10 protein-coding genes, 2 rRNA genes and 1 pseudogene are annotated in these 16,252 nt (G+C 64.0%); all 13 read left to right on the plus strand.

Features of this window, described 5'->3' with window-relative positions:
- Positions 1-34: 34 nt before the first annotated feature.
- The 13 genes and pseudogenes from argC (at position 35) to IT882_RS05195 (ending at position 16,172) form a co-directional block, all read left to right on the plus strand.
- The gene (gene argC, locus IT882_RS05140; RefSeq protein WP_195693449.1) at positions 35-1,078 is read left to right on the plus strand and encodes an N-acetyl-gamma-glutamyl-phosphate reductase; all 1,044 of its coding nucleotides are present in this window, start codon (positions 35-37) and stop codon (positions 1,076-1,078) included.
- Positions 1,075-2,232, plus strand: coding sequence for a bifunctional glutamate N-acetyltransferase/amino-acid acetyltransferase ArgJ (argJ, locus tag IT882_RS05145; RefSeq protein ID WP_195693450.1), 1,158 nt, complete (start codon positions 1,075-1,077; stop codon positions 2,230-2,232). Before argC ends, argJ begins: the two co-directional genes overlap by 4 nt.
- Positions 2,229-3,126: pseudogene (gene argB / locus IT882_RS05150) on the plus strand (acetylglutamate kinase). Before argJ ends, argB begins: the two are co-directional and overlap by 4 nt.
- 32 nt (positions 3,127-3,158) lie before the next feature.
- Entirely contained in the window at positions 3,159-4,427 is a 1,269-nt protein-coding gene (locus tag IT882_RS05155; protein ID WP_229382312.1) for an acetylornithine transaminase, read from the plus strand.
- Positions 4,424-5,347 (plus strand): ornithine carbamoyltransferase, encoded by a 924-nt coding sequence (gene argF, locus IT882_RS05160; RefSeq protein WP_195693451.1) that lies wholly within the window; start codon positions 4,424-4,426, stop codon positions 5,345-5,347. The genes IT882_RS05155 and argF overlap by 4 nt, the downstream gene beginning before the upstream one ends.
- Positions 5,326-5,850, plus strand: a complete 525-nt coding sequence (locus tag IT882_RS16330; protein ID WP_229382313.1) for a heparan-alpha-glucosaminide N-acetyltransferase domain-containing protein — start codon at positions 5,326-5,328, stop codon at positions 5,848-5,850. The genes argF and IT882_RS16330 overlap by 22 nt, the downstream gene beginning before the upstream one ends.
- Positions 5,838-6,410, plus strand: coding sequence for a hypothetical protein (locus tag IT882_RS16335; protein WP_229382314.1), 573 nt, complete (start codon positions 5,838-5,840; stop codon positions 6,408-6,410). Before IT882_RS16330 ends, IT882_RS16335 begins: the two co-directional genes overlap by 13 nt.
- On the plus strand, positions 6,407-7,834 hold the full coding sequence (gene argH / locus IT882_RS05170; protein ID WP_195693452.1) for an argininosuccinate lyase: 1,428 nt from the start codon (positions 6,407-6,409) through the stop codon (positions 7,832-7,834). The genes IT882_RS16335 and argH overlap by 4 nt, the downstream gene beginning before the upstream one ends.
- Before the next feature lie 69 nt (positions 7,835-7,903).
- Positions 7,904-8,548, plus strand: a complete 645-nt coding sequence (locus tag IT882_RS05175) for a SatD family protein (RefSeq protein WP_195693453.1) — start codon at positions 7,904-7,906, stop codon at positions 8,546-8,548.
- The gene (locus IT882_RS05180; RefSeq protein ID WP_229382315.1) at positions 8,545-9,186 is read left to right on the plus strand and encodes a hypothetical protein; all 642 of its coding nucleotides are present in this window, start codon (positions 8,545-8,547) and stop codon (positions 9,184-9,186) included. Before IT882_RS05175 ends, IT882_RS05180 begins: the two co-directional genes overlap by 4 nt.
- Before the next feature lie 96 nt (positions 9,187-9,282).
- Complete coding sequence (gene tyrS / locus IT882_RS05185; protein ID WP_418887769.1) at positions 9,283-10,587, plus strand: tyrosine--tRNA ligase; 1,305 nt, start codon at positions 9,283-9,285, stop codon at positions 10,585-10,587.
- A gap of 556 nt (positions 10,588-11,143) precedes the next feature.
- A 16S ribosomal RNA gene (locus IT882_RS05190) occupies positions 11,144-12,665 on the plus strand.
- Positions 12,666-13,070: 405 nt separating this feature from the next.
- Positions 13,071-16,172: ribosomal RNA gene (locus tag IT882_RS05195) — 23S ribosomal RNA — on the plus strand.
- The 16S and 23S rRNA genes sit together here, the layout of an rRNA operon.
- Positions 16,173-16,252 lie beyond the last annotated feature (80 nt).

A 16,252-nucleotide genomic window follows, 5' to 3' on the forward strand; every position in this document is an offset into this window, starting at 1 on the left:
GTGCACGACGAACCCAGACAATAAGGTGGAAGCCATGACCTACTCGGTCGCCGTCTCGGGCGCCTCCGGATACGCAGGCGGCGAGATCCTGCGGTTGCTGGCGGGACATCCCGACATCGACATCCGCACCGTCACCGCCCACTCCACGGCGGGCCAGCCGCTGATCGAGCACCAGCCGCATCTGCGCTCGCTCTCTCACTTGATGCTCCAGGAAACCACCCCGGAGATTCTCGCGGGCCACGACATCGTGGTCCTCGCGCTGCCGCACGGGCAGTCCGCGCAGTACACCGACGCCCTCGGCGAGGTGCCGGTGGTGATCGACGCCGGCGCCGATCACCGGCTGCGTGATGCGCTGGCGTGGGAGAAGTTCTACGGCGGTCCTCACCCCGAGCCCTGGGCCTACGGCGTGCCCGAACTGCCCACCCGAGGCGGGAAGATCCGCGACACCCTCGCGGGTGCGACCCGGATCGCCGCGCCGGGGTGCAACGCCTCGACCGTCAGCCTCTCGCTTGCTCCGGGCGTCGCAGCCGGGGTCATCGATCCGAGCGATATCGTCAGCGTCCTCGCCGTCGGCCCCTCCGGCGCCGGCAAGAGCCTCAAACCCCACCTGCTGGCAAGCGAGGTGCTCGGCAGCGCGAATCCGTATGCCGTCGGCGGCACGCACCGGCACATTCCCGAGATCCGTCAGGCGCTGCAGGATGCCGGGGCCGCCGAGGTGCGCATCTCCTTCACTCCCGTCATCGTCCCGATGGCCCGAGGGATCCTCGCCACCTCGACGGCGCCGATCTCGGCGGATGCCACGGATGCCGACATCCGTGCGGCCTGGGAGCAGGCGTACGCCGACGAGCCATTCGTACAGCTGCTCCCGGAGGGTCACGTCCCGCGAACTGCCGACGTCATCGGGGCCAACACGGCGCTGCTGGGGCTTGCGATCGATCGCGCTGCCGGCCGTATGGTCGTCGTCGCTGCCGTCGACAACCTCGTCAAGGGGACGGCGGGCGCAGCTGTCCAGTCCATGAACATCGCGCTCGGTCTTCCCGAGACCCGCGCTCTGAGCACGAACGGAGTGGCACCGTGACCGTCACCGTACCCGCGGGATTCGAGGCGGCGGGTGTCGCCGTCGGCTTGAAATCCACCGGAAAGCCGGATGTCGCCGTGGTCGTCAACCGCGGTCCGCTCGCTGTCGGTGCGGCGGTCTTCACGAGCAACCGTGCCAAGGCCAACCCGATCCTCTGGTCGCAGCAGGCCATCCAGGATGGCGTCGTCGAGGCCATCGTGCTCAACTCGGGCGGCGCGAACTGCTTCACGGGATCGTTCGGGTTTCTCACGACGCACCTGACCGCCGAGCGGGCAGCCGAGCTCCTCGGTGTGAGCGCGGGCGACATCCAGGTGTGTTCCACCGGCCTCATCGGCACGGGAGATCAGGTCTTCCGCGACAAGGTGCTCGCGGGAACCGAGGCCGCCATCGGCGCGCTGTCGACCAGTGGCGGCGATGATGCGGCCCGAGCGATCATGACGACGGACTCCCGTCCGAAGACCAGCACCGTCACGGCAGACGGGTGGACGATCGGCGGGATGGCCAAGGGGGCCGGAATGCTGGCTCCCGGGCTTGCGACGATGCTCGTCGTCCTGACCACCGATGCCGTTCTCACGGCCGCCGAAGCCGACGAGCACCTCCGGGCTGCCACGCGCGTGAGCTTCGACCGCCTCGACTCCGACGGCTGCATGTCGACCAACGACCAGGTGACACTGATGGTCAGTGGCGCCAGCGGCATCGTCCCCGCTCCGGACGCGTTCCGGGCGGCGCTGATCGAGGTCTGCACCGACCTCGCGACCCAACTGCAGTCCGACGCCGAGGGGGCGAGCCACGACATCACCATCGAGGTGATCCACGCGGCATCCGAGGACGACGCCGTCGAGGTCGGGCGTTCGGTAGCCCGGAACAACCTGTTCAAGGCCGCGATCTTCGGCAACGACCCCAACTGGGGACGTGTGCTGGCAGCGATCGGCACGACGGATGCCGAGTTCGACCCGTATGCCGTGGATGTCGAGATGAACGGCGTCCGCGTGTGTTCCGACGGCGGTCCTGATCAGCCCCGCGAGCTCGTGGACCTCTCGCCGCGCGCGACGAGCGTCGTCATCGACCTCAAGGTCGGCGACGCCTCGGCCACGATCTACACCAACGACCTCACCCACGACTACGTTCACGAGAACAGCGCCTACTCCTCATGACCGATCTGCAAGAGACCACCCCGACGAGGCCGCCGAGAAGGCAGCCGTCCTCATCGAGTCGCTGCCGTGGCTCAAGCGTTTCCGCGACCAGATCGTCGTCGTCAAGTACGGCGGCAACGCGATGGTCTCCGAAGAGCTCCAGCGCACCGTCGCCGAAGACATCGCCTACCTGCGCTTCGTCGGCGTCAAGCCCGTCGTGGTCCACGGCGGCGGTCCCCAGATTTCCCGGATGCTTGAGCGCCTCGACATCCCGAGCGAGTTTCAAGGCGGCTACCGGGTCACGAACACCGAAGCGATCTCGGTCGTCCGGATGGTTCTCACCGGCCACATCAACCCTCAGCTCGTGTCGAAGATCAATGCGCACGGTCCGCTTGCGAGCGGCCTGTCGGGTGAGGACGCCGGATTGTTCGGGGGTCGCCGCCGCGGCGTCGTCGTCAACGGCGAAGAGGTCGACCTCGGGTCGGTCGGCGATGTCGTCCACGTGAACCCGGCAGCGGTTCTCGACCATCTCGCCGCCGGCCGCATCCCCGTCGTGTCCTCGATCGCGCCGGATCTGGACCGACCCGGACAGACCCTCAATGTGAATGCCGATGCCGCCGCCGCGGCTCTCGCCGTCGCGATCGGCGCCGCCAAGCTGGTCATCCTCACCGATGTCCCGGGACTCTACGCCGACTGGCCCGACCGCGACTCGTTGGTCTCGCACCTCACGTCGACAGAGCTGCGAACGATGCTGCCGACGCTGGAGTCGGGAATGGTCCCCAAGATGCAGGCGTGCCTGGACGCGGTCGACGGGGAGTGGACACGGCAGCGATCATCGACGGACGCGTGCCCCATTCGCTCTTGATCGAAGTGTTCACGAGCAAGGGCATCGGAACAGAAGTGGTCAGCGGATGAGTGCTGTGGCACCGGAGACGAGAAGAGACGCAATGAACGACGAGGCAATGATCCCGGCATCCTGGCTGCACGATGCCCGCCGCGACCTCCTCGCCAACGCCGGTGACCGCCTGGCTCTGTTCACCCGCGGCGAGGGCGCCTACCTGTGGGATGACGAGGGTAAGCGTTACCTGGACTTTCTTGCGGGCATTGCCGTGAACTCGCTCGGGCACGCGCATCCCGCCTTCGTCGAGGCCGTCGCCGCTCAGGCGGCGACCCTCGCGCACGTGTCCAACTACTTCGCGACACCGCCGCAGTTGGCGCTTGCGGCGCGACTGAAGAGGCTCGCCGGAACCGGCGAGTCCGGACGCGTCTACTTCTCCAACTCCGGTGCTGAGGCCAACGAAGCGGCCTTCAAACTCGCGCGGCTGCACGGCGCCCCGCGTGACGGTGCGCCCGGCCGGCCCCGCATCCTCGCCCTCACTGACGCGTTCCACGGTCGGACGATGGGCACCCTGGCCCTCACGGGCAAGCCGGGGATGCAGGAGCCGTTCCTGCCGATGGTTCCCGGCGTCGAGTTTCTCGATTCCACGATCGAGGCCCTCGAGGCCGCGCTGGACGAGTCGGTCGCCGCGCTCATCCTCGAGCCCATCAAGGGTGAAGCCGGCGTTGTGCCGCTCCCGGACGGCTACCTCGAGGCAGCCCGCGAGCTGACCCGGCGTCACGGCGCGCTCCTCATCCTCGATGAGATCCAGACCGGCGCCGGTCGGACCGGCGAGTGGTTCGCTTTCCAGCACACGGGGATCACCCCGGACGCCATCACGGTGGCCAAGGGCATCGGAGGCGGATTCCCGATCGGGGCACTCATCACCTACGGCGAAGCGAGCGAGCTGTTCTACCCCGGAACCCACGGGTCGACGTTCGGCGGCAATGCGCTGGCCACCGCGGTCGCGGGGGCGGTGCTCGAGGAGATCGAGAGTGCCGACCTCGTGACCAACGCCCGCGTCCGCGGCGCACAGGTGAGCGAGGGCATCCTCGCCATCGACTCGCCGTTGATCGCCGGATGCCGCGGGCAGGGGTTGCTGCTGGGCGTCGCGCTCTCGCGCCCGGTCGCGAAGGCCGTCGTGGCTGCCGCGCAAGAACACGGGCTCGTCGTCAATGCCGCCAACGACGACACGATTCGGATCGCGCCGGCCCTGACGATCGGCGACGTCGAAATCGACGAGTTCCTGACGCTGTTCGCCGCGGCTCTGGCAACTGTGACCGATGCCCTGCTGCTGGACGAGAGCTCGCAGCCCGACGACAAGGAAGCCGCGCAATGACCCGCCACCTGCTTCGCGACGATGACCTGACTCCCCAGGAGCAGGCGGAGATTCTGACGCTTGCCGCCGAGCTGAAGACTGACCGCTGGAAGGTCCAGCCGCTGGCAGGCCCCCAGACGGTCGCGGTGATCTTCGACAAGTCCTCGACCCGGACCCGCGTGTCGTTCGCCGTCGGCATTGCCGATCTGGGCGGATCGCCGCTGATCATCTCGACGGCGAACAGTCAGCTGGGAGGCAAGGAGACCCCGGCCGACACGGCTCGCGTGCTCGAGCGACAGGTCGCGGCGATCGTGTGGCGCACGTATGCGCAGGCGGGGCTCGAAGAGATGGCGGCAGGCACGCGCGTGCCCGTCATCAACGCGCTCAGCGACGACTTCCATCCGTGCCAGATCCTGGCCGACCTCCTCACGATTCAGGAGCACAAGGGAGAGCTGAAGGGCCTCACGCTGGCCTTCTTCGGTGACGGGCGCACCAACATGGGGCAGTCCTACGTGCTCGGCGGTGTCACCGCCGGGATGCACGTCCGGGTCGCCTCCCCGGTCGAGTACGCGCCGCGCGAAGACGTCGTGGCCGACGCCGACCGTCGCGCGGCGCAGACCGGGGGCTCCGTCGCCCTGTACACCGACCCCAACGAAGCTGCCGCCGGCGCCGACATCATCGTCACCGACACGTGGGTCTCGATGGGCAAAGAAGACGAAAAGCTCCAGCGGCTGCGCGACCTCACGCCCTACAAGGTGTCGCAGGAGCTCATGAGTCTCGCCAAGGACGACGCGATCTTCATCCACTGCCTGCCCGCCGACCGCGGGTACGAAGTGGATGCCGAGGTCATCGACGGCCCGCAGAGCGTGGTGTGGGACGAGGCCGAGAACCGACTCCACGCGCAGAAGGCACTGCTGGTGTGGTTGCTGCAGCAGCAGTAGCAGATCGGATCGTCGGCAATCTGCGCCGGCTCGACGGGCCGCCGCGGATCCCGGGGATCGACCTCGCGCGCGGGCTCGCCGTGATCGGCATGCTCGCCGCCCACCTGTACACCCTCCCGGAGATCGACTGGACCGACCCGGCGACCTGGGGTGGGATCGCCGGGGGACGGTCGTCGATTCTGTTCGCGACCCTCGCGGGAGTGTCGATCTCGATCGCCACGGCAGGGCCGCGCGCCCCGCGGACACCGCGGCGGTGGTTGGCCTGGCGTGCCCTCGTGCTGTGGGTGATCGGCATCGTGCTGATCCTGACGGGTATTCCGGTGTACGTCATCCTGCCGGCCTACGCGATCCTGTTCGCGGCGGCGATTCCGTTCCTGCGCGTGCGCAGCGCGACCCTGTGGATCTGGGCGGGTGCGGTTGCCCTGGTCGTTCCGTGGCTGCTTCCCCCCGTCGAGGCCGCACCGTTTTGGGACACAGCCCGGGGGAGGCGGTGTTCCTGCTGACCGGATGGGCCTATCCCGCGCCGCTGTGGCTCGCTTTCCTGCTGGCCGGAATGGCCATCGGACGTCTCGACCTCACGCGCCGCGCGGTGCTCTGGATCACCGCGGGTGCGGGCCTGGTGGTAGCCGCGGTCGCCGAGACACTCGCGTTCGCGCTGCCGGCGCCCGAGGATGATTACCTGGGTCAGGTGTGGCGCGCGAGCGCTCACAGCGGCGGCATCCTCGAGGTGTGGGGCTCGGGCGGGTTCGCCATCGCCGTCATCGCCCTGTGCATCCTGGTGTGCCGGACCGTCATCCGCGCCGCCGTGCTTCCGATCCGGACTCTCGGCGCGATGCCGTTGACGGCATACTCCGCGCAGATCGTCGTCTGGGCGGTGTGGGCGTTCATCGCACTGGGCACGACCTCCGACCTTTTCGGGTTCCGTGCCCTGGACCCGTTCTGGCCGATGACGCTGGGGATCGTCGCGGCGTGCTTCGCCTGGGCGCTCCTGCTCGGGCGCGGCCCTCTCGAGCGGCTGGTCGATACGGTGTCACGGCCGCGCGCGGATAGGCTGGCACGATGAGCGCGACGGGTGATGCAACGCACGATGGCGCCCTCTGGGGTGCGCGATTCGCTTCCGGTCCTTCGCCGGAATTGGCGGCCCTCAGCGTCTCGACGCACTTCGACTGGGCCCTCGCCGCATACGACATCCGGGGATCGCGCGCGCATGCGTCAGCCCTGGAGGCCGCCGGCTACCTCACCGCTGACGAAGCGGCGGGTATGCGGGCCGGCCTCGACGAGCTGGAGGCTGCCGTCGCCCGCGGGGATGTGGTCGCCAGACCCCAGGACGAGGACGTCCACGGGGCGCTCGAGCAGGCACTCATCGACATCATCGGTCCCGAGCTCGGTGGAAAGCTCCGGGCCGGCCGGAGTCGCAACGACCAGATCGCGACCCTTGTCCGGATGTACCTGCTCGACCACACGCGCACGCTGGCGCGCGAGATCATTCGCCTCATCGATGCCCTCGTCGCCCAAGCCGAGGCGCATCCGTCGGCGATCATGCCGGGACGCACCCACCTGCAGCACGCACAGCCGATCCTGCTCGCCCACCACCTTCTCGCTCACGCGTGGCCGCTCGTGCGTGACCTCGAGCGTCTCCGTGACTGGTCGGTGCGGGCATCCGTCTCGCCGTATGGCGGGGGAGCGCTCGCCGGATCCACGCTCGGCCTTGATCCTGCCCTCGTCGCTGCCGAGCTGGGCCTGTCGCGACCCGCAGAGAACTCCCTGGACGGCACCGCGGCCCGCGATGTCGTCGCCGAGTTCGCCTTCATCGCCGCTCAGATCGGCGTCGATCTGTCGCGCTGTGCCGAAGACATCATCGTGTGGAACACGCGGGAGTTCGGCTTCGTGACCCTCGACGACGCGTACTCCACCGGCTCGAGCATCATGCCGCAGAAGAAGAACCCCGATATCGCGGAACTCGCGCGCGGCAAGGCCGGGCGGCTCATCGGAAACCTCACTGGTCTGCTCGCGACGCTGAAGGGTCTGCCGTTGGCCTACAACCGCGACCTGCAGGAAGACAAAGAACCGGTCTTCGATTCGGTGCGCACCCTCGAGATCGTGCTGCCCGCCTTCGCCGGGATGGTCGCGACTTTGCGCTTTGACACCGAGCGGATGGCGGAGCTGGCGCCGCAGGGTTTCTCGCTGGCGACGGACGTGGCCGAGTGGCTCGTCCGACAGGGAGTTCCGTTCCGCGACGCGCACGAGATCTCCGGTTCGCTGGTCCAGGCGTGCGAGCGGCGCGGAATCGGACTGGAGGATGCCGACGACGAGCTGCTCGCGGAGGTCTCGTCCCACCTGACGCCCGCCGTGCGCGAGGTGCTGACGATCGAGGGGTCGGTCGCCAGTCGAACCGGTGCCGGCGGCACGGCTCCCGTGCGGGTCGCCGAGCAGCGGGCGGAACTGATCTCCCGCGCGCAGGGCGCGGCCCACGCGCTCGGACTGTGACGCGCCTGATCGACTCGGAAAATCAGCTTGAGGCTTATTCTTTTGTTTCATCAGCGGTAGACTGCTCGCGTGACCATCGCGGTGATCGCCGACATCGTCGGCTCCCGGCGCCTCGCCGACCGGGATGCCGCGCAGCGCGAGCTTGAGGCGACGATCGCGCGCGTCCACGCCGAGCGACCGACCGCGATCACCCCGCTGACGGCGACGTTCGCCGATGAGTTCCAGGCGGTGTTCGAGGACCTGGATCAGGCGCTCGCGTGGCTGCTGCTGCTGCAGCTCGCCCTTCCCGAGGGGATCGAGCTGCGCTTCGGGATCGGGATCGGCGCCGTGGGGGCCGTCTCGTCTGCGACCGACCACATCTCCGATGGCCCCGGTTGGTGGTCCGCCCGGGACGCGGTCGAGGCCGTGCACCGCCTGCAGGATCGCGCGGTGCCGCGTGCCCGGACGCGCGTTGTCGCGGGTGCGGGGGAGGATGCGGCCATGGCCGAGCGCGTCCGATCCGTGAACGCCTACCTGCTTGTCCGCGACGAGATCGTCGGCGCGATGACGCCGCGCACGCGCCGGCTCGCGTACGGCCGGTGCCTGGGCCGCACGCAGCGCGACCTGGCCGCCGAGGAGGGAATCACGCAGTCGGCGGTCTCTCAAGCGCTCGCCGCCGGCGGTGCCGCGGGGCTCGTGGCCGGATTCCAGACACTGGAGGAGGGCCCCCGGTGATCGGCGCCGGCATCGTCCTCCTGGCAGTCGGCGGCGTCGACCTCACCCGGCGGTCGCTGACGGGGCTGCGTCGCACAGTGGTTCTGGCCGCTCTCGGACTGGTCCTGCTCATCGGCTCGGCGGGTGCGGATGCCGCCGTCTGGAGTTTCGTCGCCGTCGGCGTGGCGGCCGTCTGGGCTGCCGCGACCCCGGATCGCCGTGGTGGCCGGACCGGATTCTGGCCCGTCGTGCTCGTGGCAGCGGTCGTCACGCTCGCCGTCGCCCTCCTCGGCATTCGCGTCGCGCAGGGCCCGCTGGGTGATGTGTGGCCGTCAGGCTCGCCGCTGGGTGCGGTGAGCCTGGATGTCGCCGTCCTCGTCGTCGGCGCGCTCGTCTTTCTCCTCGAGTCCGGCAATGTCGTCGTGCGGATCGCGCTCCGCGACGGCGAGGTGCCGGTGGAAGAGCGTGCGGCGACGCTGAAGGGCGGGAGGCTCATCGGTCCGATCGAGCGCGTGCTCGTCTTCGCCCTCACGCTCACCGGAGCGTTCACTCTTCTGGCCGCGGTGCTCGCAGCCAAGGGCATCGTCCGCTTTCCCGAGATCTCCCGGGACGGAGAAGGGGCATCCGTGCCGAGTACTTCCTCATCGGCAGCCTCGTGAGCTGGACGACGGCCCTCGCGATCGCCTTCCTCGTGTGGTGGGGCACGGCTGCCTGACGCCGCGGTCGGCGTTCGGCCCGCTGATAGCCTGGAGCGCGTGTCTGCAACCGTCGTGAGCGCAACAGCACCCGCCAACGACCCCACCTTCGAGAACGTGTGGGATGAGATCGTCTGGCGTGGCCTGGTGCACGTGTCCACCGATCAGGAGGCGCTGCGCGCGCTGCTGTCCGAGGGTCCGATCACGTACTACTGCGGCTTCGATCCGACCGCGCCGAGCCTGCACCTGGGCAATCTCGTCCAGCTGCTTCTGATGCGTCGCATCCAGCTGGCCGGCCATCGCCCCCTCGGCCTCGTCGGGGGATCGACCGGGCTCGTCGGCGATCCGCGACCGAGCGCGGAACGCACCCTGAACACGAAGGAAACCGTCGCCGAGTGGGTCAGCATCCTTCGCGGGCAGGTCGAGCGCTTCCTCAGCTTCGAGGGTGATAACGCGGCACGCATCGTCAACAACCTGGACTGGACGGCGCCGATGAGCGCGATCGACTTCCTGCGCGACGTCGGCAAGTACTACCGAGTCGGCACGATGTTGAAGAAGGATGCCGTTTCGGCGCGACTGAATTCGGAAGCCGGCATCAGCTACACGGAGTTCAGCTACCAGATCCTGCAGGGTCTGGACTACCTCGAGCTGTTCCGGCAGTACGGGTGCGTCCTGCAGACCGGGGGCAGCGACCAGTGGGGCAACCTCACCAGCGGGACCGACCTGATCCACCGGGTGGAGGGCGTCTCGGTGCACGCCATCGGCACACCCCTGATCACCAACAGCGATGGCACGAAGTTCGGTAAGAGCGAGGGCAACGCCATTTGGCTGGATCCCTCGATGTGCAGTCCCTACCGGATGTACCAGTTCTGGCTCAATACGGATGATGCCGACGTCATCGCGCGGATGAAGATCTTCACGTTCCTCACTCGCGACGAGATCGAGGAGTACGAGCGACTGGTCGCGGTGGAACCCTACCGCCGGGCGGCGCAGAAGCGGCTGGCGCTGGAAGTGACAACCACGGTGCATGGCGCGGAAGCGACTGCCGCCGTGATCGCGGCGTCTGAGGCGCTGTTCGGCCAGGGGGATCTGACAGCGCTCGATGCGGCCGTGCTGCGCACGGCGCTCGAGGAGTTGCCGCATGTGGAGGGCAGTCCGGAGATGAGCGTCGTCGACGCCCTCGTCGCGACCGGGCTGGTTGCCAGTCTCTCCGATGGACGGCGCGCGATCGCGCAGGGCGGCGTTTCGCTCGACGGCATCCGCGTCGACGACGACGGAGCGCTGATCACGGGTGCGCTTCCCGGGGGAGTGTCCGTGATTCGTCGCGGGAAGAAGACGCTCGCCGGTGTCTTCGTTCGTGGCTGAATGGGCGCACACCCGGTGCGCTGCGCCGCATGATTTCGGTGCGGACGAGCGCGACACGCCCGGGATGCGGTCAGGATTTGTCACGCCGTTCACATCCGCGTAATGTCTTTCTTGTTCGCCCCAAAGGAGCGCGGTGAGGCTGAGAGCCTCCCCTCCTCAAGCAGTGAACCACCCCCCAACAAACAGACTCCTTGAGAGTCTCTGACCTTCGGGTCTACGATGGGGGTCCGCTCTTCGCGGTGGTCTTGTCGACCGCTCGAGCGAGTCTGAGACTCGCCGGACGCCGATTTGACAGCCACGGAGAAACGGATAAGATAGAGAAGTTGCCCTGCGGGGAGGCCGAGAGGCTGAAAGCAGGAGCATCCGATCCTTGAGAACTCAACAGCGTGCACTTGTCAAATGCCAAATAACCTCGATTCAGCTTCGGCTGAATGAGATTCCTTTGGATCAAAGTCCGGCACTTCGGTGTCGGCAACGGATAGTCAGCAATGACATCCCTTTGGTCAGATCAAACTCGCTGCTTCAGTCAATTTCCGACTGATCGCAGCAACATTTCTTAACGGAGAGTTTGATCCTGGCTCAGGATGAACGCTGGCGGCGTGCTTAACACATGCAAGTCGAACGGTGAAGCAGAGCTTGCTCTGTGGATCAGTGGCGAACGGGTGAGTAACACGTGAGCAATCTGCCCCTGACTCTGGGATAAGCGCTGGAAACGGCGTCTAATACCGGATACGAGCTGCGAAGGCATCTTCAGCAGCTGGAAAGAATTTCGGTCAGGGATGAGCTCGCGGCCTATCAGCTTGTTGGTGAGGTAACGGCTCACCAAGGCGTCGACGGGTAGCCGGCCTGAGAGGGTGACCGGCCACACTGGGACTGAGACACGGCCCAGACTCCTACGGGAGGCAGCAGTGGGGAATATTGCACAATGGGCGAAAGCCTGATGCAGCAACGCCGCGTGAGGGACGACGGCCTTCGGGTTGTAAACCTCTTTTAGCAGGAAAGAAGCGAAAGTGACGGTACCTGCAGAAAAAGCGCCGGCTAACTACGTGCCAGCAGCCGCGGTAATACGTAGGGCGCAAGCGTTATCCGGAATTATTGGGCGTAAAGAGCTCGTAGGCGGTCTGTCGCGTCTGCTGTGAAAACCCGAGGCTCAACCTCGGGCCTGCAGTGGGTACGGGCAGACTAGAGTGCGGTAGGGGAGATTGGAATTCCTGGTGTAGCGGTGGAATGCGCAGATATCAGGAGGAACACCGATGGCGAAGGCAGATCTCTGGGCCGTAACTGACGCTGAGGAGCGAAAGGGTGGGGAGCAAACAGGCTTAGATACCCTGGTAGTCCACCCCGTAAACGTTGGGAACTAGTTGTGGGGTCCATTCCACGGATTCCGTGACGCAGCTAACGCATTAAGTTCCCCGCCTGGGGAGTACGGCCGCAAGGCTAAAACTCAAAGGAATTGACGGGGACCCGCACAAGCGGCGGAGCATGCGGATTAATTCGATGCAACGCGAAGAACCTTACCAAGGCTTGACATATACGAGAACGCTGCAGAAATGTAGAACTCTTTGGACACTCGTAAACAGGTGGTGCATGGTTGTCGTCAGCTCGTGTCGTGAGATGTTGGGTTAAGTCCCGCAACGAGCGCAACCCTCGTTCTATGTTGCCAGCACGTAATGGTGGGAACTCATGGGATACTGCCGGGGTCAACTCGGAGGAAGGTGGGGATGACGTCAAATCATCATGCCCCTTATGTCTTGGGCTTCACGCATGCTACAATGGCCGGTACAAAGGGCTGCAATACCGCGAGGTGGAGCGAATCCCAAAAAGCCGGTCCCAGTTCGGATTGAGGTCTGCAACTCGACCTCATGAAGTCGGAGTCGCTAGTAATCGCAGATCAGCAACGCTGCGGTGAATACGTTCCCGGGTCTTGTACACACCGCCCGTCAAGTCATGAAAGTCGGTAACACCTGAAGCCGGTGGCCCAACCCTTGTGGAGGGAGCCGTCGAAGGTGGGATCGGTAATTAGGACTAAGTCGTAACAAGGTAGCCGTACCGGAAGGTGCGGCTGGATCACCTCCTTTCTAAGGAGCATCTGGATGCTTCGGCATCCCAGAGCCCGCTCGAAGCGAATGTCTTCGAGGGGTCAGCTCATGGGTGGAACATTTGACGAGGTGCCGATCGAAGATCGCCCCACTCAGTACGTCCTTCGGGACTGGAACGGTGGATCGTGAACGGCCGGCACATGCACGCTGTTGGGTCCTGAGGGACCGGATGCCGCGAAAGCGGCAGCTGAACCTCAGGGCCTTTTCTGGCTGCCGATGACCGGCAAGCGGGGAAGGTACCGCCCGTACTTTGAGAACTACACAGTGGACGCGAGCATCTTAGAGACGATCTTCGGATCGTTTCACAAAGATGATCTATATAGATCATTAGTCAATTTCTGATCCGGCTTCGGTCGGATCTGATTCTTGATAAAACTCATGTGATTTCAAGTCTTTAAGAGCAAACGGTGGATGCCTTGGCATCTGGAGCCGAAGAAGGACGTAGCAATCTGCGATAAGCCTCGGGGAGTGGATAAGCACACTTTGATCCGAGGATCTCCGAATGGGGAAACCCCGCTGGGCGGCATGCCGACCCAGTGACTCCCGCCTGAATATATAGGGCGGGTAGAGGGAACGTGGGGAAGTGAAACATCTCAGTACCCACAGGAAGAGAAAGCAACCGCGATTCCGTTAGTAGTGGCGAGCGAAACCGGAACAGGCTAAACCGAGTACGTGTGATATCCGGCAGGAGTTGCGTATTCGGGGTTGTGGGACTTTTCGTGTTGTTCTGCCGAACAGCAAGCGTTACAAGAAGGTATAGACGAATGGCATTGAAAGGCCAGTCATAGAGGGTGCAAACCCCGTAGTCGAAATGCCTCCCTTGGCGCGAGAAGTATCCCAAGTAGCACGGGGCCCGAGAAATCCCGTGTGAATCTGTCAGGACCACCTGATAAGCCTAAATACTCCCAGATGACCGATAGCGGACAAGTACCGTGAGGGAAAGGTGAAAAGTACCCCGGGAGGGGAGTGAAATAGTACCTGAAACCGTTTGCTTACAAACCGTTGGAGCAGCCCTAGTAGCTGTGACAGCGTGCCTTTTGAAGAATGAGCCTGCGAGTTAGCGATATGTGGCGAGGTTAACCCGTGTGGGGTAGCCGTAGCGAAAGCGAGTCTGAATAGGGCGATTCAGTCGCATGTCCTAGACCCGAAGCGAAGTGATCTATCCATGGCCAGGCTGAAGCGACGGTAAGACGTCGTGGAGGGCCGAACCCACTTAGGTTGAAAACTGAGGGGATGAGCTGTGGATAGGGGTGAAAGGCCAATCAAACTTCGTGATAGCTGGTTCTCTCCGAAATGCATTTAGGTGCAGCGTTGCGTGTTTCTTGCCGGAGGTAGAGCTACTGGATGGCCGATGGGCCCTACAAGGTTACTGACGTCAGCCAAACTCCGAATGCCGGTAAGTGAGAGCGCAGCAGTGAGACTGTGGGGGATAAGCTTCATAGTCGAGAGGGAAACAACCCAGACCACCAACTAAGGTCCCTAAGCGCGTGCTAAGTGGGAAAGGATGTGGAGTTGCTCAGACAACCAGGAGGTTGGCTTAGAAGCAGCCACCCTTGAAAGAGTGCGTAATAGCTCACTGGTCAAGTGATTCCGCGCCGACAATGTAACGGGGCTCAAGCACGCCACCGAAGTTGTGGCATTGACATTATTGGTAGGCCTTCGTGGTCCAGCCGTGTTGATGGGTAGGAGAGCGTCGTGTGGCCAGCGAAGCGGCGGTGTGAACCAGCCGTGGAGGCTACACGAGTGAGAATGCAGGCATGAGTAGCGAAAGACGTGTGAGAAACACGTCCTCCGAAAGACCAAGGGTTCCAGGGTCAAGCTAATCTTCCCTGGGTAAGTCGGGACCTAAGGCGAGGCCGACAGGCGTAGTCGATGGACAACGGGTTGATATTCCCGTACCGGCGAAGAACCGCCCCAATCAATCCAGTGGTGCTAAGTGCCCGAATCCCTTTGTACGATCCCTTCGGGGTGAGGCATTGGGCCTAGCGCACGACCCCATGCTGGTGCGGTTAGCGTATTAACAGGTGTGACGCAGGAAGGTAGCCCAAGCCAGGCGATGGTTGTCCTGGTGCAAGTGCGTAGGCCGAGTGATAGGCAAATCCGTCACTCATATGGCTGAGACACGATGCGGATAAAAAGTGGGTGATCCTATGCTGCCAAGAAAAGCATCGACGCGAGGTTCTAGCCGCCCGTACCCCAAACCGACTCAGGTGGTCAGGTAGAGAATACCAAGGAGATCGAGAGAATCGTGGTTAAGGAACTCGGCAAAATGCCCCCGTAACTTCGGGAGAAGGGGGGCCTTCGACGTATTAGGACTTGCTCCGAAAGCGTTTGGAGGCCGCAGAGACTAGTGGGTAGCGACTGTTTACTAAAAACACAGGTCCGTGCCAAGTCGCAAGACGATGTATACGGACTGACGCCTGCCCGGTGCTGGAAGGTTAAGAGGACCGGTTAGCCGCAAGGCGAAGCTGAGAATTTAAGCCCCAGTAAACGGCGGTGGTAACTATAACCATCCTAAGGTAGCGAAATTCCTTGTCGGGTAAGTTCCGACCTGCACGAATGGCGTAACGACTTCCCAACTGTCTCAACCGCGAACTCGGCGAAATTGCACTACGAGTAAAGATGCTCGTTACGCGCAGCAGGACGGAAAGACCCCGTGACCTTTACTACAGCTTGGTATTGGTGTTCGGTGTGGCTTGTGTAGGATAGGTGGGAGACTTTGAAGCAGGGACGCCAGTTCTTGTGGAGTCATTGTTGAAATACCACTCTGGTCACTCTGGATGTCTAACTTAGAACCGTAATCCGGTTCAGGGACAGTGCCTGGTGGGTAGTTTAACTGGGGCGGTTGCCTCCCAAAAAGTAACGGAGGCGCCCAAAGGTTCCCTCAACCTGGTTGGCAATCAGGTGGCGAGTGTAAGTGCACAAGGGAGCTTGACTGTGAGACTGACAGGTCGAGCAGGGACGAAAGTCGGGACTAGTGATCCGGCAGTGGCTTGTGGAAGCGCTGTCGCTCAACGGATAAAAGGTACCTCGGGGATAACAGGCTGATCTTGCCCAAGAGTCCATATCGACGGCATGGTTTGGCACCTCGATGTCGGCTCGTCGCATCCTGGGGCTGGAGTAGGTCCCAAGGGTTGGGCTGTTCGCCCATTAAAGCGGTACGCGAGCTGGGTTTAGAACGTCGTGAGACAGTTCGGTCCCTATCCGCTGCGCGCGTAGGAAGTTTGAGAGGATCTGACCCTAGTACGAGAGGACCGGGTTGGACGAACCTCTGGTGTGTCAGTTGTTCCGCCAGGAGCACCGCTGATTAGCTACGTTCGGGATGGATAACCGCTGAAAGCATCTAAGCGGGAAGCCGGCCTCAAGATGAGACTTCCATGCCTACGGGCGAGAGGCTCCCAGCAGACTACTGGGTTGATAGGCCGGATGTGGAAGCGTGGTAACACGTGAAGCTGACCGGTACTAATAAGCCGATGACTTGATAACACACCGTTTTTTGGTGCTTGCGTCCACTGAGTGGTTCTCGATGTACGGTCGAGAACCGCATGACAATGATTTTGTTGTGC

It is taken from the genome of Microbacterium schleiferi (assembly GCF_015565955.1).
GTDB classification, from domain to species: Bacteria; Actinomycetota; Actinomycetes; order Actinomycetales; family Microbacteriaceae; genus Microbacterium; species Microbacterium schleiferi_A.

What these genes read in the sequence shown, in the direction of transcription:
- argH (WP_195693452.1), top strand. Translation starts at nt 6,407, where the DNA reads ATGAGCGCGACGGGTGATGCAACGCACGATGGCGCCCTCTGGGGTGCG.
- argC (WP_195693449.1), top strand. Translation starts at nt 35, where the DNA reads ATGACCTACTCGGTCGCCGTCTCGGGCGCCTCCGGATACGCAGGCGGC.
- argF (WP_195693451.1), top strand. Translation starts at nt 4,424, where the DNA reads ATGACCCGCCACCTGCTTCGCGACGATGACCTGACTCCCCAGGAGCAG.
- IT882_RS05155 (WP_229382312.1), top strand. Translation starts at nt 3,159, where the DNA reads ATGAACGACGAGGCAATGATCCCGGCATCCTGGCTGCACGATGCCCGC.